Below are 20,444 nucleotides of genomic sequence, written 5' to 3'. Positions count from 1 at the left end.
TCTGCATCACATATCTCATAGGTGATCTGGTCAGGACCGTTATAATCCGCATTTGGGGTGTAATCAATCGTATCATCCGTTGGATCGTTTGGTGTGTTGCCATCGTTTACCGTAGCTGTTCCATTGCTTGGGCCACTAGTGATACTTATAGTACCTGTGCTTGGACCATCGCCTCCAAAATCATCATCATCTAATACGACAATGTTTACCGTGTCGTCTTCATCTACACTTGCCGTATCATCTACAGCCGTTGGCTCACAAGCAGAAACGCTAGCATTAGTAGCATTACCTACTCCTTGACCACTTCCAGAATTGGCAGCATTAGGTACACCTGTTGAACTTACTCCACCAGGTATTCTATCGTTACCATCTAATTGAGAAGAAAGGATACTTAAAGTACCTTCAACAGCGTCAGGACAACCATCACCGTCACTATCCGTGTCTATATGATCTGCAATACCATCTCCATCAGTATCAACAGTAGTCGTACTTGAAGGATTTGTAAAATTTGAAGCACAATCAAATTCAACATTATGTTGTCGCCCACTTGCTGATGCTCCTGCAACCTTTGCTATAACACCCAGACGTATTGTATACGAGGATTTACCTGAATGTTGGGTTGCATAATTAACTTGAGGAAAAGTATTCGTTACTCCAGGATATTCAATAACACCTGAAGTACCTACTACAAAATTGTCAACTGTATTTATCGTTAATTCTGTAGGGTCATCAACGAAATAACCAACAGGCAATTGTGACCAATTTTGCTCACTGTAACTACTGTTGCCATCAACATCATTAAAATTCACAAAAAATTCGGGGATAATCACATCATTAACACCAACTGCTCCTCCAGTAGTCACAAAATCAAACCTAAATTCTGTATATGCTTGGTCTCCTATATTTGCGAGACTAAAAGCAGATTGCGGTTGAAACGAATTAGGATTAGAACCATTATCATCAAGAGTTGGTAACGTAGTTCCATTAAGTTCCACTACAGTTACCAAGGCATCAATACCTAGAGCAACATTTGGGAACCTAAAAGTTTCCCCTTGTAAAAATGTACTATTATTACCATCACCTCCAGGTTCTTCAGTAAATGCATTATTAAAATTTAATACTGTTTGCGATCCACAAGCTGGTTGTGAATTGGTTGTTGTTGAAAAGCCTTCGTCTATATCTAGAATACCATCGTTATCGTCATCGTCATCACATATATCACTTATATTATCATCATCACTATCCAAATTCCCAGATGCAGTAGCATTACATCTATCAACGACAGTAATTTGTAAATTCCCTTGATTAGAACTTACACCTAAATCATCTTCAACACTAAACAAAATAGAAGCATCTCCTATGTAGTCAGTTTCCGGAATAAAAATTACATTACCACTATTATCAACAGTATAAGTTCCAATTCCTGTAATGACTAATGGATTTCCAACAGTACCCTGATTAGCAGGATTACTAGGGTCTATAAGTCTTACTGTTGTCGGGTCTAAATTTCCATCAGGATCACTTGAACCCGTAAGTACATTATCTGAAAATGAAGAATTAGAACTAATTATGTTTCCAAGATTATCAATAACAACTGGAGGTTCATTGACTGTAGTTGTATTCTCTATATCAAAAGTCACCTCTCCTAAGAAGCTTATAGAGTTTTGCCTGTTATTACTATCATTTGAACTACCATTTCTAAAGTTAATTGTACTAATGTTAGTATAATCGACCCTTACAACATATTGAGTATTGGCGGCACTTATTCCAGGTGCAAAATCAACATCACTTTGAAACCTTGTCCATGGTCCATTTTGAGATACCACTAATTCTGTCGCAGGTGTAGTTCCTCCCTCTATAGTATATGAATCTGTTACAATAACTTCAAAATACTCAAAACCATCAACATCTATAGCTTCAACTGCAAAACTATCTAACCTAGCTCTCACACCAACATCGTTAGCATCAATAACTGTTCCATCAAGTACAAATTCAACTTGCCATTCTACATAACCATCTCCAGCACCAGTATTAACAGTTGGCTCAAATCTATCGTCCACTCCTAAAGTAGAATCAATAGTAAATGAATCAGCATTGGGTTCATCCATATTTACTTTATCTACTATAGTTACTATAGCATCAATTAGCACTCCATCTGAAGAAAACTCAATATCTTGATAAATATACTTAGCTCCTATTTGTTCAGCGGCAGCTCCATTTGCTAATAAAGTTGGGCCTTGAGATAAATTAAATGTTGGCTGAGTTTGGGCAAGTACATTAACATTTGCAAGCAATAAAAAAACTAAACAAACGTAAAGCAAATTAAATTTTAAATTAGTTGAGAATCGTGTAAAATATATCATATTACTGAGGGTATGTTATAAACATTAAAAATGTAGAAAAGGGTATTCTTTCGTAAAAAAAGATGAGATTTTCAGACACTATGCTTGTTTGAGAGAATTAAATTTTCGCTAATACATATAAAAAATTAACATTTGTTAATAAAATTTTAAAAACGATTATGAAATCTAAAATTTGAAAATTGATCGTATGATATCAATTAATTTATGATAAAAATATTAAATGCAAATACTACAAACTATTAATACAACTACTCACTGACTACTCGAAAAAATATTTAAAAATTGTTTCTTTAAAAATTTAGACACAAAAACCTTTGTTAGTCACTTAAAAACAAGCATTTTTTTATTAAAGGTTAAAGTATGGTAGTATTGGTTTTAAAATATATGTTTTATACCACTATATTTGCAATCGCTTTTAATTAAACCATATGACATTTATTAAAGAAATAAATAGACGACGAACTTTCGGAATTATCTCTCATCCAGATGCAGGAAAAACTACCTTAACGGAAAAGTTATTACTTTTTGGTGGAGCAATTCAAGAAGCTGGTGCGGTAAAGAGTAACAAAATAAAAAAAGGAGCTACGAGTGATTTTATGGAAATTGAGCGTCAACGTGGTATCTCTGTTGCTACTTCAGTTTTAGCTTTTGAATATGACGGTATAAAAATTAATATTCTTGATACACCTGGACATAAAGATTTTGCTGAGGATACCTTTAGAACTTTAACAGCTGTTGACAGCGTAATCGTAGTTATAGATGTAGCGAAAGGTGTTGAAGAACAAACAGAAAAATTAGTTGAAGTTTGCCGTATGCGAAATATCCCTATGATTGTTTTTATCAATAAATTAGATAGAGAGGGAAAAGACGCTTTTGATTTATTAGATGAAGTTGAACAAAAATTAGGTTTAAAAGTAACCCCCTTAAGCTTTCCTATTGGTATGGGTTATGAATTTAAAGGTATTTATAATCTATGGGAGAAAAATATTAATTTGTTTAGCGGAGATAGTAGAAAAGATATTGAAGAAACCATTGAGATTTCAGATTTATCGTCTTCGGAATTAGATAATTTAATTGGTGAAGATTCAGCAAATACTTTAAGAGAGGAAATTGAATTAGTAGAAGGTATTTACCCAGGTTTTAATAAAGAAGAATACTTAAATGGAAACCAGCAACCCGTATTTTTTGGGTCTGCCTTAAATAATTTTGGAGTAAGAGAATTATTAGATTGTTTTGTAGAGATTGCTCCAAAACCTAGAGCTAAACAAAGTGAAGAACGTTTAGTAAAACCAGATGAACAAAAATTTAGCGGTTTTGTTTTTAAAATTCATGCTAACATGGATCCCAATCACAGAAACAGACTTGCTTTCGTAAAAATAGTTTCGGGTGAATTTAAACGCAATACACCTTATTTACATGTAAGACATAATAAGAAAGTAAAATTCTCAAGTCCTAATGCGTTTTTTGCTGAAAAGAAAGAGATAGTTGATATATCCTACCCTGGTGATATTGTTGGTTTACAAGATACTGGTACTTTTAAAATAGGTGATACTTTAACAGAAGGTGAAGTACTCAATTATAAAGGTGTACCAAGTTTTTCACCAGAACACTTCAGGTACATTAATAATGCAGACCCTTTAAAATCTAAACAACTTTACAAAGGTATCGATCAATTAATGGATGAAGGTGTTGCACAACTATTTACCCTAGAACTTAATGGCAGGAAGGTAATTGGTACAGTAGGGGCTTTACAGTATGAAGTTATACAATACAGACTTGAACACGAGTATGGAGCAAAATGTACTTACGAAAATTTAAACGTACATAAAGCATGTTGGATTGAAGCTGAAGATGAAAAAAGTGATGAATACAAGGAATTCATTAGAGTTAAACAACGATTTTTGGCCAAGGATAAAAGAGACCAATTGGTTTTTTTAGCTGACTCCCCTTTTTCACTTCAAATGAGTCAACAAAAGTACCCAAGTTTAAAATTTCATTTTGTCTCAGAGTTTAAATGATTTGGCACTTTTATGGAAAGAACGTATTTAGTCGTATTTTTTATTTAACTAACTGAATCTAACTCAAATTGATTTACTTATAAAAATTAACACTGATGAATTTAGTAATAAAACGATTACTGTAACCTACGACCCTTGTATATGCAAACAATCCGACACCTACTCCAAACAGCTTTCGGCTGTATTTAGAGATTCTGTAATTCCTTGGATAGATATAGATGCAGCTCCCGTTAAAGATATCGAGAAGCAAATAAGGAAATGTCCATCTGGTACTTTAAAATTTAAAAGCAATAAAAAAGTAGTGGCTTAATAAAAAAAGCCTATGAAAATTCATAGGCTTTTTTAATCTTTTAAGCTTGACCAGTTGGCCCAAAGTTAAGAGGTATTGGTGGTTGCTCGTAATCTTTAATTTCACCATGAGCATTTTCAAATCGCTTCACATTATCTCCTAATGCTTTTAGTAAACGTTTTGCATGTTGTGGAGTTAAAATGATTCTAGATTTAACTTTATTCTTAGGAACCCCAGGCATAATATTTACAAAGTCTACAACAAATTCTGAAACTGAATGGTTTATAATTGCAAGGTTAGAATATGTCCCCTCTGCTACTTTCTCATCTAACTCTATGTTAATTTGTCCTTGGTTTTGTTTGTCTTTTTCCTCAGCCATAATAGTACAATTTAAAAAAGCCCCCAAGTATTAAATATACATGAAGGCTTTTGTTTTTATATATTCCTACCTCCGCAGGAATTAATATTAATTATAATTTAACTCTTGCTTTACTTGCATCATTTCGTCAAATTCTTCTTTTGAACCCACAATGATGTCCGTATAACTTCTCATACCAGTACCTGCAGGAATTCTGTGTCCTACAATTACATTTTCTTTCAAGCCTTCTAAAGTATCTACTTTACCGGCTACTGCTGCCTCATTAAGTACTTTAGTAGTTTCTTGGAAAGAGGCTGCTGAGATAAACGATTTTGTTTGAAGAGAAGCTCTTGTAATACCTTGTAATATTGGCGTAGCTGTTGCAGGTTGTGCATCTCTTGCTACTACAAGTTGCTTATCTTCTCTACGTAGAATCGAATTTTCATCTCTTAACTCACGAGGTGAAATAATCTGCCCTGGCTTAAGATTTACTGAATCTCCAGCGTCTTCAATAACTTTCATTCCAAAGATTTCATCATTTTCTTTAATGAAATCAGCTTTATGAGCTAATTGATCTTCTAAGAAGATAGTATCACCAGAATCAATAATTCTAACTTTACGCATCATTTGTCTAACAACAACTTCAAAGTGCTTATCATTTATCTTCACACCTTGTAAACGATATACTTCTTGTACTTCATTCACTAAGTATTGTTGAACAGCTGAAGGCCCTTTGATATTTAAAATATCATTAGGTGTTATTGAACCATCAGATAAAGGCATACCTGCTTTTACATAATCATTTTCTTGTACAAGAATTTGATTAGATAACTTAACTAAGTACTTCTTAATATCTCCTAATTTAGATTCAACGATAATCTCACGGTTACCTCTTTTAATTTTACCGAAAGACACCACTCCATCAATCGCACTTACAACTGCTGGATTAGAAGGGTTACGTGCTTCAAATAACTCTGTTACACGAGGAAGACCACCAGTAATATCTCCAGCTTTAGCAGATTTACGAGGAATCTTAACTAAAATCTTACCAACATTAATTTTCTCACCATCATCAATCATTAAGTGTGCACCAACTGGTAAATTATAAGAACGAATTGTTTCACCTTTGGAATCTTCAATGTGAAGTGTTGGAATAAGCTTTTTGTTTCTAGACTCAGAAATTACTTTCTCTTGGAATCCTGTTTGCTCATCAATTTCAACTTGGTAAGTAATACCTTGCTCAATATTTTCATACTTCACTTTACCAGCGAACTCTGAAATAATTACACCATTATATGGATCCCATGTACAAACAACATCTCCTTTTTTCAAGTTATCTCCAGTCTTAACAAAAATAGTAGAACCGTAAGGGATATTATTATTACTTAAAACAATACCTGTTTTCTTATCTGTAAGTTTAAGTTCAGATGTTCTTGAAATAACAATATCAATGTCATTTCCTTCATTATCTTTTCCTTTAACTGTTTTTAAATCTTCTATTTCGGCAACACCATCAAACTTAACAGCTAATTTGTTATCTTCTGAGATGTTTCCTGCAATCCCACCCACGTGGAACGTACGTAAGGTAAGCTGTGTACCTGGTTCACCAATAGATTGTGCAGCAACTACACCCACTGCTTCTCCACGCTGTACCATTTTACCAGTTGCTAAGTTTCTACCGTAGCATTTAGCACAAATACCTTGCAACGCCTCACATGTTAATGCAGAACGTACTTCTAAACTTTCAATTGGAGATGCCTCAATTGCTTTAGCAATATCATCTTCGATTAATTGACCTGCTGAAACTAACAACTCATCAGTTAGTGGATTATGTACATCGTTTAATGACACACGACCAACAATTCGCTCTTCTAGTTTTTCAACAACTTCATCATTCTTCTTTAATGGCTCAACTTCAACACCTCTTAATGTACCACAATCTTCAGTATTGATAATTACATCTTGAGATACATCTACCAAACGACGTGTTAAATAACCTGCATCTGCTGTTTTAAGAGCGGTATCAGCAAGTCCTTTACGTGCACCGTGTGTAGAAATAAAGTATTCTAAAATTGAAAGGCCTTCTTTAAAGTTAGAAAGAATAGGGTTTTCAATAATCTCTCCTCCACCTGCATTAGATTTTTTAGGCTTTGCCATTAATCCACGCATACCTGTAAGCTGACGAATCTGTTCTTTAGATCCACGAGCTCCAGAATCAAGCATCATAAACACTGAGTTAAATCCTTGTTGGTCTTCTCTAATACGCTTCATAGACAGTTCTGTCAATTCTGCATTGGTAGACGTCCAAATATCAATAACTTGATTGTAACGTTCGTTATTAGTTATAAGCCCCATGTTATAGTTACCAGTAATACCGTCAACTAAACCATTAGCTTTATCAATCATTCCTTGCTTCTCTGGTGGAATAATAATATCACCTAAACTAAATGATAATCCCCCTTGGAAGGCGAATTTAAATCCTAAAGTTCTAATACTATCTAAGAAATTTGCCGTTTCAGGAACTGATGTTACTTTTAAAATATCACCAATAATATCTCTTAATGATTTTTTAGTTAGGACTTGATTAATGAATCCTGCTGCTTGCGGTACGTGTTGGTTAAACAATACACGACCAACAGTAGTTTCAACAATCATTCTATCAAGCTTACCATCTTCATTAATATCTATAGTTCTTACCTTGATACCTGCATTTAGGTCTACACGTTTCTCATTGAAAGCAATTTCAACTTCCTCCGGAGAATAAAATGTTAAACCTTCACCTTTAATAGGTAATTCTTTAGTAGACTTACGCTCTTTTGTCATATAGTAGAGACCAAGAACCATATCTTGAGAAGGTACAGTTACAGGCGAACCATTAGCAGGATTCAAAATATTATGTGATGCCAACATTAGTAATTGACATTCCAAAATAGCCTCTGGCCCTAATGGCAAGTGTACCGCCATTTGGTCACCATCAAAATCCGCATTAAATGCTGTACATACTAATGGGTGTAATTGAATTGCTTTCCCCTCAATTAACTTTGGTTGAAATGCTTGAATACCCAAACGGTGTAATGTAGGAGCACGGTTAAGTAATACTGGATGGCCTTTAAGCACATTTTCCAAAATATCCCAAACCACAGGCTCTCTTTTATCTATAATTTTCTTTGCAGACTTTACTGTTTTAACAATACCTCTTTCAATTAATTTTCTAATGACGAAAGGCTTATATAACTCAGCTGCCATATTTTTTGGCAATCCACATTCAAATAATTTCAATTCTGGACCAACAACAATTACAGAACGTGCTGAATAATCTACACGCTTACCAAGTAAGTTTTGACGAAAACGTCCTTGTTTACCTTTTAATGAATCTGATAATGATTTTAATGGTCTGTTAGAATCTGTTTTTACTGCAGATGATTTACGTGTGTTATCAAATAGTGAATCAACAGATTCTTGCAACATACGTTTTTCATTACGTAATATAACCTCTGGTGCTTTTATTTCAACCAAACGCTTAAGACGGTTATTACGAATAATTACACGACGGTATAAATCATTTAAATCTGAAGTTGCAAAACGACCACCATCTAACGGCACTAATGGACGTAATTCTGGTGGAATAATTGGCACAACCTTCATAATCATCCATTCTGGACGGTTCTCTCGATTGTTATTCGATTCTTTTAAAGATTCAACAACCTGTAAACGCTTTAAAGCTTCAGTCTTACGTTGCTTAGACGTTTCTGTGTTTGCTTTGTGACGTAACTCATAAGACAATGACTCTAAATCAATTCTTGCCAATAGGTCTATTAAACACTCAGCACCCATTTTAGCCAAAAACTTATTTGGGTCTTCATCATCTAAATACTGATTATCTTGAGGAAGCTCTTCTAAAATGTTTAAATATTCTTCTTCAGTAAGGAAATCCATTTTTTGTAATGGCTCACCTTCTTCATTTTTAGCTAAACCTGGCTGAATTACTACGTAACGTTCGTAGTAAATAATCATATCCAATTTCTTAGATGGTAAACCAAGTAAATAACCAATTTTATTTGGTAACGAACGGAAGTACCAAATATGAGCAACAGGTACAACTAAATTAATATGCCCTACTCTATCTCTACGAACTTTCTTTTCAGTTACTTCTACTCCACAACGGTCACAAACGATTCCCTTATAGCGTATTCTTTTATATTTACCACAAGCACATTCATAATCCTTTACAGGACCAAAAATACGCTCACAGAACAAACCATCACGTTCAGGTTTGTGTGTACGATAATTGATAGTTTCTGGTTTTAAAACTTCACCTCTAGATTCTGCTAAAATAGCTTCTGGTGATGCTAAACCAATTGAGATTTTATTAAACCTCTTAACTGCGTTTTTATCTTGTTTTCTTGCCATAATAAATGGTTGAAATGAATTTAATTAATTAACTACTCCTCTAATCTGATGTCTAACCCTAAACCTTTCAATTCATGCATTAATACGTTGAAAGATTCTGGTAAACCTGGATCTGGCATTGGTTCTCCTTTAACTATACTTTCGTAAGTTTTAGCTCTACCAATAACATCATCAGATTTTACAGTTAAGATCTCACGCAAGGTACTTGATGCACCATAAGCTTCAAGTGCCCATACTTCCATCTCACCAAAACGCTGACCACCAAACTGAGCTTTACCACCCAATGGTTGTTGTGTAATTAATGAGTAAGGTCCTATAGAACGTGCGTGCATTTTATCGTCAACCATATGTCCTAGTTTCAGCATGTAAATCACACCAACTGTTGCTGGTTGATCAAAACGCTCTCCTGTTCCACCGTCATATAAATACGTATGACCATATCTTGGAATTCCAGCTTCATCTGTAAATCCGTTAATTTGATCTATAGTAGCACCATCAAAGATTGGTGTTGCATATTTACGACCTAGTTTTTGTCCTGCCCATCCTAATACTGTTTCATAGATCTGGCCTATATTCATACGAGATGGTACTCCTAATGGATTTAGTACAATATCAACAGGCGTTCCATCTTCTAAGAATGGCATATCTTCTTGACGAACAATACGTGCAACAATACCTTTGTTACCATGACGTCCTGCCATTTTATCACCTACTTTAAGCTTACGTTTTTTAGCGATATAAACTTTAGCTAATTTAATAATACCTGCTGGTAACTCATCACCTACAGAAATAGTAAACTTCTCACGACGTAAAGAACCTTGTAAATCGTTTTCTTTAATCTTATAATTGTGAATTAAATCAGCTACTAACTTATTAGTATGATCATCAGTTGTCCATTTTCCAGAAACTAAATGCGCATAATCATCAACAGCATTCAACATTTTAAGTGTAAACTTCTTACCCTTTGGTAATACTTCTTCACCTAAATCATTAAAAATACCTTGAGCTGTTTTCCCATTAACAATAGCAAAAAGCTTTTCAACTAAAACATCTTTTAGTTCATCAAACTTTCTATCATATTGAGCTTCTAATGCTAAGATATCATCTTTATCTTGAGCTCTCTTTCGCTTATCTTTTACAGCTCTAGCGAATAATTTCTTCTCAATTACAACTCCATTTAATGATGGTGAAGCTTTTAGAGATGCATCTTTCACATCACCAGCTTTATCACCAAAGATAGCACGTAATAACTTCTCTTCTGGGGTTGGATCAGATTCACCTTTTGGTGTAATCTTACCAATTAAAATATCACCAGGCTTCACTTCAGCACCAACGCGAATCATACCATGTTCATCAAGGTCTTTTGTAGCTTCTTCCGAAACGTTTGGAATATCATTTGTTAATTCCTCGTTACCTAATTTTGTATCTCTAACCTCAAGAGAATACTCATCAATATGAATAGATGTAAAAATATCTTCACGAACAACTTTTTCAGATATTACAATCGCATCCTCAAAGTTATACCCTTTCCATGGCATAAAAGCAACTTTCATATTTCTACCAAGTGCTAACTCGCCTTTTTGAGTTGCATAACCTTCACATAATACCTGACCTTTAGTTACCTTATCTCCCTTAACCACAATTGGTTTCAAGTTAATAGAAGTCCCTTGATTCGTTTTTCTGAATTTTACTAATGGATATGTTTTAATATCGCTATCAAAACTTACTTTAGCTTCATCCTCAGTACGATCGTATTTGATTTTAATTTCATTAGCATCTACATAAAGAACTTCTCCAGTACCCTCAGCATTAATTAATACTCTAGAATCTGAAGCGACTTGACGTTCTAAACCTGTTCCTACAATAGGTGCGTCTACTCTTAATAATGGTACTGCTTGACGCATCATGTTTGATCCCATCAATGCACGGTTTGCATCATCATGCTCTAAGAATGGAATTAAAGATGCCGAAATAGACGATATTTGGTTTGGTGCAACATCAGTATAATGCAATTCGTTTGGATCAATCACAGGGAAATCTCCTTCCATTCTTGCAATTACCTTATCGTGTAAAATTTTACCATCTCCATCAACCTCTACAGTAGCTTGAGCGATTAATTTTTCTTCTTCTTCTTCAGCACTTAAATATGTAGGTGTATTTTTAATATCAACTACACCATCAGTTACTTTTCTATATGGTGTTTCAATGAATCCCATAGAATTCACTTTAGCAAATACAGAAAGTGAAGAAATTAAACCAATATTTGGTCCCTCTGGTGTTTCAATAGGACAAAGTCTTCCGTAGTGTGTATAGTGTACATCACGTACCTCAAACCCTGCGCGTTCTCTTGATAGACCACCTGGTCCTAATGCCGATAAACGACGTTTGTGTGTGATCTCTGCTAATGGATTCGTTTGATCCATAAACTGAGATAACTGGTTTGTTCCAAAGAATGAATTAATAACAGACGATAATGTCTTTGCATTAATTAAATCTATTGGTGTAAACACTTCGTTGTCACGTACATTCATACGCTCACGTATAGTTCTTGCCATACGTGCTAAACCAACACCAAACTGAGAGGATAATTGTTCACCTACCGTACGTACACGACGGTTTGATAAGTGATCGATATCATCAATCTCTGCTTTAGAGTTAATTAGCTCAATTAAGTATTTTATAATAGTAATAATATCTTCTTTGGTAAGCACTTGCTTATCCATTCCGATATCTAAACCTAATTTTTTATTCATTCTATAACGCCCAACTTCACCTAAAGAGTAACGTTGGTCAGAAAAGAATAACTTATCTATAATACCACGAGCCGTTTCTTCATCTGGCGGTTCAGCATTACGCAATTGTCTATAGATATGCTCAACAGCTTCTTTTTCAGAGTTTGTTGGATCTTTTTGAAGTGTATTATGAATGATAGCATAATCGCCTTTATCTTGATCTTCTTTATGTAATAAGATAGTTTTTACACCAGCTTCGAGAATTTCTTCTATATTTTCTTTATCAAGAATCGTATCACGATCAAGCACAATTTCATTACGCTCAATAGATACTACTTCCCCTGTATCTTCATCAACAAAATCTTCATGCCATGTATTTAATACACGTGCTGCTAATTTTCTTCCTAAATATTTCTTTAATCCTGTTTTTGAAACTTTAGCCTCTTCTGCTAAGTCAAAAATCTCTAAGATATCTTTATCACGTTCAAAACCAATAGCACGGAAAAGCGTAGTAACAGGTAATTTTTTCTTTCTATCAATGTATGCATACATCACTTGATTGATGTCTGTTGCAAACTCAATCCAAGAGCCTTTGAAAGGAATTACCCTTGCTGAATATAATTTTGTTCCATTGGCATGGAAAGATTGACCAAAGAAAACCCCTGGTGAACGGTGTAATTGTGATACCACTACACGCTCTGCACCGTTGATACAAAATGTACCAGAAGGTGTCATGTAAGGGATAGTTCCTAAGTATACATCTTGAACAATTGTTTCGAAATCCTCATGTTCAGGATCTGTACAATATAACTTTAACCTAGCTTTTAGCGGCACACTGTAAGTTAATCCTCTTTCAATACACTCTTCAATAGCATATCTTGGTGGATCAACGAAGTAATCTAAAAATTCTAAAACAAATTGATTACGAGAATCTGTAATTGGAAAGTTTTCCATGAAGGTATTGTATAAACCTTCATCACCTCTTTCTTCAGACTTTGTTTCTAATTGGAAAAAATCCTGGAAGGATTTTATCTGAATATCCAAGAAATCTGGATATTCCGTTCTATTTACAATAGAGGAGAAATTTAATCTTTCAGCTTGTGTTGACAACATCAATGGACGGAATTTTGATTAAAAAATATTTTGATAGTGTTTTAAACACTAGATAAAACAGCGAAATATCTAACCTACTTAGAAAACTGCTTTTGCAATTTATTTGCGTATATGTTTATATACGCAAAATGGTCTAGGTGTTATCCCGCCTTAATGCGGGATATACCTAAACCTTTGTATTATTGAGTAATTAAGCTTACTTAAGCTCAACCTCAGCTCCAGCCTCTTCTAAAGATGCTTTTAAAGCTTCAGCTTCATCTTTAGCTACACCTTCTTTAATTGGAGATGGTGCATCGTCAACTAAACCTTTAGCTTCTTTTAATCCTAAACCAGTTAATTCCTTAACTAATTTTACAACAGCTAATTTAGAACCACCTGCTGCTTTTAAGATTACATCAAATTCAGTTTGCTCTTCAGCAGCGTCTCCACCACCAGCAGCACCTCCACCAGCAGCAACTGCTACAGCTGCAGCAGCAGGCTCGATACCATACTCATCTTTTAATATAGTTGCTAACTCATTCACGTCTTTAACTGATAAGTTAACTAATTGTTCTGCGAAATCTTTTAAATCTGCCATTTTTCTATCGTTTTAATAATTTTTTAATAATAATAATAATAATATAATTGTAATAAGTGCGTACTGTTTAATACTATCCTTCTTTTTCAGATAGTGTTTTAATAATTCCAGCCAAAGTACCTCCACCTGATTTAAGTGCAGAAATAACATTTTTAGCAGGAGATTGTAATAATGTTACAATTTCTCCTATTAACTCTTCCTTAGACTTGATATCTACTAACATGTCTAATTGTTCGTCACCAATGTAAACTGCTTCCTCAATAAAAGCTCCTTTTAATAAAGGTTTTTCAGATTTTTTACGGAAGTTCTTAATTAACTTAGCCGGTGCATTACCTGTTTCAGAATACATCACTGATGTATTTCCTTTTAAAACTGTAGGAAGGTCTCCAAATTCTTTATCAGAAGCCTCCATTGCTTTTTCAAGTAATGTATTTTTAACAACTGCCATTTGCACGTTTGCTTTAAAAGCTGCACGACGCAAATCTGAGGTAGTTCCTGCGTTTAATCCTGAAATATCTGTTAAATAGATATTTGCATTATTAGCTAATTCTGCAGTTAAGTCCTCAATTACTTGTGATTTTTCTTCTCTTGTCATAATTTAAAGTTTTAACTTAATTAACCAATTTTAGGATCAATCGCTAAACTTGGGCTCATTGTAGAAGACATAAATATGCTCTTTACGTAAACACCTTTAGCGGTTGTCGGTTTTAGTTTCATTAATGTTGTTAATAATTCATTTGCGTTACCCGCAATTTTATCAGCACTAAAAGATGCTTTTCCTATAGCTGCATGTACAATTCCAGTTTTATCAACTTTAAAGTCAATTTTACCAGCTTTTACTTCGCTAACAGCTTTAGCAACATCCATAGTTACTGTACCTGTTTTTGGGTTAGGCATTAAACCACGAGGACCTAACACACGTCCTAAAGGACCTAATTTACCCATAACACTTGGCATAGTAACGATAACATCTACATCTGTCCAACCACCTTTAATTTTATCAAGGTACTCATCTAAACCAACGTAATCAGCTCCAGCTTCTTTAGCTTCTGCTTCTTTATCTGGTGTTACTAATGCTAATACTTTCATGTCTTTACCTGTACCATGTGGTAACGAAACCACACCTCTTACCATCTGATTAGCTTTACGAGGATCTACTCCTAAACGTACTGCTAAATCGACTGATGCGTCAAACTTAGTATTGGTAATATCTTTAATCAATGCTGATGCTTCATCAACAGAATAAAGTTTTCCTTTTTCAATTTTCGCTAAAGCTTCTTTTTGCTTTCTTGTTAATCTTGCCATTTTCTAATGTCTTTAATAGATTAAGAAGGAAATTTTCCTGTTACAGTTATTCCCATCGATCTTGCTGTACCAGCAACCATTTTCATAGCAGATTCAATAGTAAATGCATTTAAATCTACCATTTTGTCTTCTGCAATAGTTTTAATCTGATCCCAAGATACTTTAGCTACTTTTTTTCGGTTTGGCTCTCCAGACCCTTTCTTCACCTTTGCTTGTTCTAATAATTGAACAGCAGCTGGTGGAGTTTTAATTACAAAGTCAAATGATTTGTCTTTGTAAACAGATATAACCACTGGTAATACTTTACCTGGCTTATCTTGGGTTCTGGCATTGAATTGCTTACAGAACTCCATGATGTTAACACCTGCAGCTCCTAAAGCGGGTCCAACCGGTGGCGATGGATTCGCAGCACCTCCCCGAACTTGTAACTTAACTACTTTACCTAATTCTTTTGCCATTTTTAATAATTTAATTTTGATGTTATCTCTTTTTGGAAGCAAGAGACTCATCTATCTTAATGTAACACTATTATACTTTTTCAACTTGCATATAACTTAATTCTAATGGTGTTTTTCTTCCGAAAATTTTAACCATTACTTCTAGTTTACGCTTTTCTTCATTTATCTTCTCAATAGTTCCATCAAACCCGTTAAAAGGTCCGTCAATAACTTTAACCGTTTCTCCCTTAGTAAAAGGAATAGCGACATTTGCTGATTCTTCTACAGCCAGTTCATCAACTTTACCTAACATTCTGTTTACTTCAGATTGTCTTAATGGCACAGGATCACCACCTTTAGTTTCACCTAAAAATCCTATTACGTTAGTAACAGATCTTATGATATGAGGTACTTCACCAGTAAGGTTTGCTTGAACCATTATATATCCAGGAAAAAAAGTTTTCTCTTTTTGAATCTTTTTTCCATTACGGATTTGAATTACTTTTTCTGTAGGCACAAGAACTTGATCAACGTAATCCTGCAAACCTAAACGAGCAATTTCATTCTCGATGTAGGTTTTGATCTTATTCTCTTGACCGCTTACTGCGCGAACAACATACCATTTTTTTTCACTCACTTCAGACATAAAATTCTCCTTTTAACCGTTAATCCATTGAAAGTAAGCTGCAATAACTTTACTAAAAACTGTATCAACCCCCCAAATAGCAAGGGAAAATATAATTGAAAATACAGCAACTAAAACTGTTAAACTTTGTGCTTCAGCCCAAGTAGGCCATGTCACATTATTTTTTAGTTCCCCGAATGATTCTTTTATATAATTTACAATTCCAGCCATGTTATTTCTTTTTTTATCTAAATTGAAATGATACTCAATTTTGTATTGCACGGGTTGAGAGACTCGAACTCCCGACACCTGGTTTTGGAGACCAGTGCTCTACCAACTGAGCTAAACCCGTAAATATAAGTCAAGGTATTCCGAAAAAACGGAATACCTTTAACTCAATATTTATTTAAACTGTATTAGTCTAATATCTCAGTTACTTGACCTGCACCAACTGTTCTACCACCTTCACGGATAGCGAAACGTAAACCTACGTTCATTGCAATTGGTTGAATTAACTCAACAGTAATAGTTAAGTTATCTCCAGGCATAACCATCTCAACTCCTGAAGGAAGCGCAATGTTTCCTGTTACGTCAGTTGTACGAACGTAGAACTGTGGACGGTAGTTATTATGAAATGGAGTGTGACGTCCACCTTCTTCTTTCTTAAGGATATAAACCTCAGCTTTAAATTTAGCATGTGGTGTTACAGAACCTGGTTTAGTAATTACCATACCTCTAGAGATTTGAGATTTCTCAATACCTCTTAATAAGATACCTGCATTATCACCAGCCTCACCTCTATCTAATATTTGACGGAACATTTCGATACCTGTAATAGTAGATGTTAATTTCTCAGCACCCATACCGATAATCTCTACAGGATCTCCTGTGTTAGCTACACCAGTTTCAATTCTACCAGTTGCAACAGTACCACGACCAGTAATAGAGAATACGTCTTCTATAGGCATCAAGAAAGGCTTATCCATATCACGTACAGGCTCTTCAATCCACTCATCACAAGCAGCCATTAATTCCATTACAGTATCAACCCACTTTTGCTCACCATTAAGCGCACCTAAAGCTGAACCAGAAATTACAGGACCATTATCTCCATCATACTCATAGAAGTTTAATAAATCTCTAACTTCCATATCTACTAATTCTAATAACTCTTCATCATCCACCATATCAACTTTGTTTAAGAAAACAACGATACGAGGAATTCCTACTTGACGACCTAATAAGATGTGCTCACGAGTTTGCGGCATAGGACCATCAGTTGCAGCTACAACTAATATAGCACCATCCATTTGTGCAGCACCAGTTACCATGTTCTTAACGTAATCGGCGTGACCTGGACAATCTACGTGTGCATAGTGACGATTTTGTGTTTGATATTCTACGTGAGACGTATTAATTGTGATACCTCTTTCTTTTTCTTCTGGAGCGTTATCAATTTGATCGAAATCTCTTGCTTCAGATAAACCTGCATCAGCTAATACTTTAGTAATAGCAGCAGTTAAAGTTGTTTTACCGTGATCTACGTGTCCAATTGTACCAATATTTAAGTGTGGTTTTGAACGATCGAAAGTTGCCTTTGCCATGTTTTTAAATAATTTTAATCTTAGTTATATAATAATATTAGTGTATTCTATTTTTTACTCTAAATAGAGCCAATGACGAGATTTGAACTCGTGACCTCTTCCTTACCAAGGAAACGCTCTACCCCTGAGCTACACCGGCGTAAAGTTTTTATTCCCTTTTCTTTCTCAAAACAATCTTCAAAAGATTATTTAATTTGAAAGAAGAGATTCCTGCCTTCGCAGGAATTTTTAGAGCGGGAGACCAGGTTCGAACTGGCGACATTCAGCTTGGAAGGCTGACGCTCTACCAACTGAGCTACTCCCGCAATTTTATGATAAATTTACATTCATCAAAACTTCAATATTTCAACAAAAAATCAAAAAAGTCAGATTAACTCCCTCAGGTCGTTGATCCTGATTGGTTACCAATCCAATTAATTTTTAAACACAACTTTACAAAAGCAATCTTTTGACAAGCCTTTATTAAAAATTAAATGTGGGGAGAGCAGGATTCGAACCTGCGAAGACATAGTCAGCAGATTTACAGTCTGCCCTCGTTGGCCGCTTGAGTATCTCCCCAATTAACTTATTCCAATTTTTTTAAAGAACTTGAGCCGATGGAGGGACTCGAACCCACGACCTGCTGATTACAAATCAGCTGCTCTAGCCAGCTGAGCTACATCGGCGTTTTTCATGTTATTTTTATAAAAAAACCACATAAAAAAAGCCCGCTATTTCTAACGGACTGCAAATGTATAGATTTTTTACTTTATTCAAAACATTTTTTAAGAAATTTTATTATAAATGTGCTCTTAATTTTTCTTTTCTCTTTTTTAGTTGTCTTTGTAGTGATGCAACAGCCATATCTGCACCTTCTTCAAAGGTTTTACATTGTTTCTTAACTATTAAGCTATCTCCTGGTACACTTACTTTTGCTTCAAAAATTTTATTCTCTTTATCACTGGTATTTTCAACCTTTAAAAAAACATCAGATTTAATAACTTTATCATAATACATATCCAATTTATCCATACGCTTTTGGATAAACTGAATCAATTTTTGGTCGGCATTAAAATTTACTGATTGTGTGTTTACTTTCATAATACTCTTTTTGGTTAGACAATACACTTAAATACTATTTTACTTTTTACTTCTTGGGTGAGCTTGTATGTGCACTTTTTTTAATTCTGCTATACTATTGTGCGTATAAACTTGCGTTGCAGCCAAACTGGAATGCCCTAGAAGCTCCTTAACAGCATTTAAATCTGCACCTTGGTTTAACAAATGTGTAGCAAAAGAGTGCCTAAGTATATGCGGGCTCTTTTTTACTTTTGAAGATGCCAAACTAAAATACTCATTTATTATTCTGTAAACAAGTGTTTCGTATATTTTAATACCTTTTTTCGTTAAAAAAAGGTGCTCCTTATCTGTAATGGTTTCTAACTCGCTTCTCTGATTTAAATACTTGTTTGCTGTTTGCACTACAGATTTCAATAACGGTACGATGCGCTCTTTATTTCTTTTTCCAAGAACTTTTAACGTTTTGTTATGCAGATCTATACTGGATAGTTTGAGTTCTACCAACTCTATTCTTCTTATTCCTGTGGAATAGAATAATTCTATAACAAATTTGTTCCTTAAACTTTCAAAATCATCAGCAAAGTTTAATTCGTTTAAAACAGTTTCTATTTCTTGTTCTGAAAATGGTACCTGAACTTTTTTACTCGTTTTTAAAGCTTTATGTTTTAATAATGGATTGAGTTTGATAGCTCCTGTTTTAATTAGAAACTTGTAATAGGTATTTAAGGCTGATACTTTACGGTTTACACTTCGGTTTGATAGCCCACTCTCTACCAATGCCACTATCCAACTTCTTATTTGTGAATAGTTGACTTTGTTAATTGATTTTTCGTCGTATTCGTTTTGAATAAAAAACAAAAAGGCTTCTAAATCGGTTTGATAAGCGTTTACAGTTAATGCTGAATATTTTTTTTCTAAGAGTAAGTATTCTGTAAACTGTTGGAACGACATAATTTGGTTTGAAATTTCTAAGTTACAACTTTTAATATTTTTTACGAACGTGTTTTGGGTAGTTTTTTTTAAGGATTTCTTTTATGAGATGCCTGTTAATACACTTCTTATTATTAACAAAACAAAATACTCTTTATGAATAATAGTAAATAAAAAATCCCGCTTTTGGCGGGATTTAAATATTCAAAAAGAAATTTATTAAACTTCTTCTGCGTCTTTTAATGACTGTATGTATTGCGCTTTTTGAACTTGTGCTCTGCGTGCTACAGAAGGTTTAGTAAACTGCTTACGTTCTTGCAACTGATTTTTAATCGTTGTTTTTACAAACTTACGTTTGTAACGCTTTAACGCTCTATCTATATTTTCTCCTTCTTTAACTGGAATTATTAACATAGTGTCTTAACCTCCTCTCTTTTAGAATTTTTCGGGTGCAAATATAAAAAGTAATTTAGAGTTTGCAATTTTTAAAATAGTTTTTTTAGACTTGACTTTGTAAAAATTTTCTTCTATATTCGTTTAACGTCGGATATAAGTCATTAAAACGACGCATATCCGTAAAAACATTAGCCATTATTAAAAAAACCGAGTGAATCAATGAATAAG

Annotated in this window: 16 protein-coding genes and 5 tRNA genes; 2 read left to right on the top strand and 19 right to left on the bottom strand. The window is 34.3% G+C overall.

The window, feature by feature from the left end; genetic code table 11:
• Positions 1-2,294: Ig-like domain-containing protein (locus Q0772_RS15030; protein ID WP_298346468.1), on the bottom strand; the 2,294-nt coding region annotated here is incomplete at its 3' end.
• Between the two features lie 497 nt (positions 2,295-2,791).
• Here Q0772_RS15030 and Q0772_RS15025 point away from each other — a divergent pair.
• Entirely contained in the window at positions 2,792-4,381 is a 1,590-nt protein-coding gene (locus Q0772_RS15025; RefSeq protein WP_298346466.1) for a peptide chain release factor 3, read from the top strand.
• 52 nt (positions 4,382-4,433) lie between these two features.
• The gene (locus tag Q0772_RS15020) at positions 4,434-4,691 is read left to right on the top strand and encodes a (4Fe-4S)-binding protein (RefSeq protein ID WP_366105885.1); all 258 of its coding nucleotides are present in this window, start codon (positions 4,434-4,436) and stop codon (positions 4,689-4,691) included.
• Positions 4,692-4,731: 40 nt separating this feature from the next.
• Here the strand turns inward: Q0772_RS15020 and Q0772_RS15015 are convergent, their stop codons facing one another.
• The 18 genes from Q0772_RS15015 to rpsU all read right to left on the bottom strand — a co-directional run bounded on the left by Q0772_RS15015 (position 4,732) and on the right by rpsU (position 20,234).
• Positions 4,732-5,049, bottom strand: a complete 318-nt coding sequence (locus Q0772_RS15015; protein ID WP_298346464.1) for a DUF3467 domain-containing protein — start codon at positions 5,047-5,049, stop codon at positions 4,732-4,734.
• Between the two features lie 87 nt (positions 5,050-5,136).
• The gene (rpoC, locus tag Q0772_RS15010; RefSeq protein ID WP_298346462.1) at positions 5,137-9,438 is read right to left on the bottom strand and encodes a DNA-directed RNA polymerase subunit beta'; all 4,302 of its coding nucleotides are present in this window, start codon (positions 9,436-9,438) and stop codon (positions 5,137-5,139) included.
• A gap of 32 nt (positions 9,439-9,470) precedes the next feature.
• Positions 9,471-13,283, bottom strand: coding sequence for a DNA-directed RNA polymerase subunit beta (gene rpoB / locus Q0772_RS15005; RefSeq protein WP_298346460.1), 3,813 nt, complete (start codon positions 13,281-13,283; stop codon positions 9,471-9,473).
• Between the two features lie 196 nt (positions 13,284-13,479).
• Positions 13,480-13,860 (bottom strand): 50S ribosomal protein L7/L12, encoded by a 381-nt coding sequence (gene rplL, locus Q0772_RS15000; RefSeq protein ID WP_298346458.1) that lies wholly within the window; start codon positions 13,858-13,860, stop codon positions 13,480-13,482.
• Positions 13,861-13,933: 73 nt separating this feature from the next.
• Positions 13,934-14,455: a 50S ribosomal protein L10 gene (gene rplJ / locus Q0772_RS14995; protein WP_298346456.1), complete on the bottom strand. Its 522-nt coding sequence runs from the start codon at positions 14,453-14,455 to the stop codon at positions 13,934-13,936.
• A gap of 20 nt (positions 14,456-14,475) precedes the next feature.
• A complete protein-coding gene (gene rplA / locus Q0772_RS14990; protein ID WP_298346454.1) occupies positions 14,476-15,165 on the bottom strand; it encodes a 50S ribosomal protein L1 in 690 nt (229 codons plus the stop codon).
• Between the two features lie 20 nt (positions 15,166-15,185).
• Positions 15,186-15,623 carry a 50S ribosomal protein L11 gene (rplK, locus tag Q0772_RS14985; protein WP_298346452.1) on the bottom strand — a complete coding sequence of 146 codons (438 nt, stop codon included), beginning with the start codon at positions 15,621-15,623 and terminating at the stop codon, positions 15,186-15,188.
• Between the two features lie 70 nt (positions 15,624-15,693).
• On the bottom strand, positions 15,694-16,248 hold the full coding sequence (gene nusG, locus Q0772_RS14980; RefSeq protein ID WP_298346450.1) for a transcription termination/antitermination protein NusG: 555 nt from the start codon (positions 16,246-16,248) through the stop codon (positions 15,694-15,696).
• A gap of 12 nt (positions 16,249-16,260) precedes the next feature.
• Positions 16,261-16,458, bottom strand: a complete 198-nt coding sequence (gene secE / locus Q0772_RS14975; protein WP_298346448.1) for a preprotein translocase subunit SecE — start codon at positions 16,456-16,458, stop codon at positions 16,261-16,263.
• Positions 16,459-16,506: 48 nt separating this feature from the next.
• Positions 16,507-16,579 (bottom strand) — tRNA-Trp (locus Q0772_RS14970).
• Between the two features lie 64 nt (positions 16,580-16,643).
• Positions 16,644-17,831, bottom strand: coding sequence for an elongation factor Tu (gene tuf / locus Q0772_RS14965; RefSeq protein WP_298346446.1), 1,188 nt, complete (start codon positions 17,829-17,831; stop codon positions 16,644-16,646).
• 67 nt (positions 17,832-17,898) lie between these two features.
• Positions 17,899-17,970: transfer RNA gene (locus tag Q0772_RS14960), tRNA-Thr, on the bottom strand.
• A gap of 93 nt (positions 17,971-18,063) precedes the next feature.
• A tRNA-Gly gene (locus tag Q0772_RS14955) sits at positions 18,064-18,136 on the bottom strand.
• Between the two features lie 171 nt (positions 18,137-18,307).
• Positions 18,308-18,389, bottom strand: a tRNA-Tyr gene (locus Q0772_RS14950).
• Positions 18,390-18,422: 33 nt separating this feature from the next.
• A tRNA-Thr gene (locus Q0772_RS14945) sits at positions 18,423-18,496 on the bottom strand.
• A 112-nt stretch (positions 18,497-18,608) separates the two neighbouring features.
• Entirely contained in the window at positions 18,609-18,911 is a 303-nt protein-coding gene (raiA, locus tag Q0772_RS14940) for a ribosome-associated translation inhibitor RaiA (RefSeq protein ID WP_298346444.1), read from the bottom strand.
• Positions 18,912-18,950: 39 nt separating this feature from the next.
• Positions 18,951-19,841 carry a tyrosine-type recombinase/integrase gene (locus tag Q0772_RS14935; RefSeq protein WP_298346442.1) on the bottom strand — a complete coding sequence of 297 codons (891 nt, stop codon included), beginning with the start codon at positions 19,839-19,841 and terminating at the stop codon, positions 18,951-18,953.
• A gap of 198 nt (positions 19,842-20,039) precedes the next feature.
• Positions 20,040-20,234, bottom strand: a complete 195-nt coding sequence (gene rpsU / locus Q0772_RS14930) for a 30S ribosomal protein S21 (RefSeq protein WP_298346440.1) — start codon at positions 20,232-20,234, stop codon at positions 20,040-20,042.
• Positions 20,235-20,444: the final 210 nt, after the last annotated feature.

The sequence above is a fragment of the uncultured Algibacter sp. genome, from assembly GCF_947490405.1.
In the GTDB taxonomy this organism is placed as follows: domain Bacteria; phylum Bacteroidota; class Bacteroidia; order Flavobacteriales; family Flavobacteriaceae; genus Algibacter_B.
This window is presented reverse-complemented; position numbering and strand designations above follow the sequence as displayed.

Excerpts from the sequence above, each read along its gene's own strand:
- rplJ (WP_298346456.1), bottom strand. The coding sequence starts at position 14,455 with ATGACAAGAGAAGAAAAATCACAAGTAATTGAGGACTTAACTGCAGAA.
- Q0772_RS15025 (WP_298346466.1), top strand. The coding sequence starts at position 2,792 with ATGACATTTATTAAAGAAATAAATAGACGACGAACTTTCGGAATTATC.
- rplL (WP_298346458.1), bottom strand. The coding sequence starts at position 13,860 with ATGGCAGATTTAAAAGATTTCGCAGAACAATTAGTTAACTTATCAGTT.
- tuf (WP_298346446.1), bottom strand. The coding sequence starts at position 17,831 with ATGGCAAAGGCAACTTTCGATCGTTCAAAACCACACTTAAATATTGGT.
- nusG (WP_298346450.1), bottom strand. The coding sequence starts at position 16,248 with ATGTCTGAAGTGAGTGAAAAAAAATGGTATGTTGTTCGCGCAGTAAGC.
- rplK (WP_298346452.1), bottom strand. The coding sequence starts at position 15,623 with ATGGCAAAAGAATTAGGTAAAGTAGTTAAGTTACAAGTTCGGGGAGGT.
- Q0772_RS15015 (WP_298346464.1), bottom strand. The coding sequence starts at position 5,049 with ATGGCTGAGGAAAAAGACAAACAAAACCAAGGACAAATTAACATAGAG.
- raiA (WP_298346444.1), bottom strand. The coding sequence starts at position 18,911 with ATGAAAGTAAACACACAATCAGTAAATTTTAATGCCGACCAAAAATTG.
- rpsU (WP_298346440.1), bottom strand. The coding sequence starts at position 20,234 with ATGTTAATAATTCCAGTTAAAGAAGGAGAAAATATAGATAGAGCGTTA.
- rplA (WP_298346454.1), bottom strand. The coding sequence starts at position 15,165 with ATGGCAAGATTAACAAGAAAGCAAAAAGAAGCTTTAGCGAAAATTGAA.
- secE (WP_298346448.1), bottom strand. The coding sequence starts at position 16,458 with ATGGCTGGAATTGTAAATTATATAAAAGAATCATTCGGGGAACTAAAA.
- Q0772_RS14935 (WP_298346442.1), bottom strand. The coding sequence starts at position 19,841 with ATGTCGTTCCAACAGTTTACAGAATACTTACTCTTAGAAAAAAAATAT.
- rpoC (WP_298346462.1), bottom strand. The coding sequence starts at position 9,438 with ATGGCAAGAAAACAAGATAAAAACGCAGTTAAGAGGTTTAATAAAATC.
- rpoB (WP_298346460.1), bottom strand. The coding sequence starts at position 13,283 with ATGTTGTCAACACAAGCTGAAAGATTAAATTTCTCCTCTATTGTAAAT.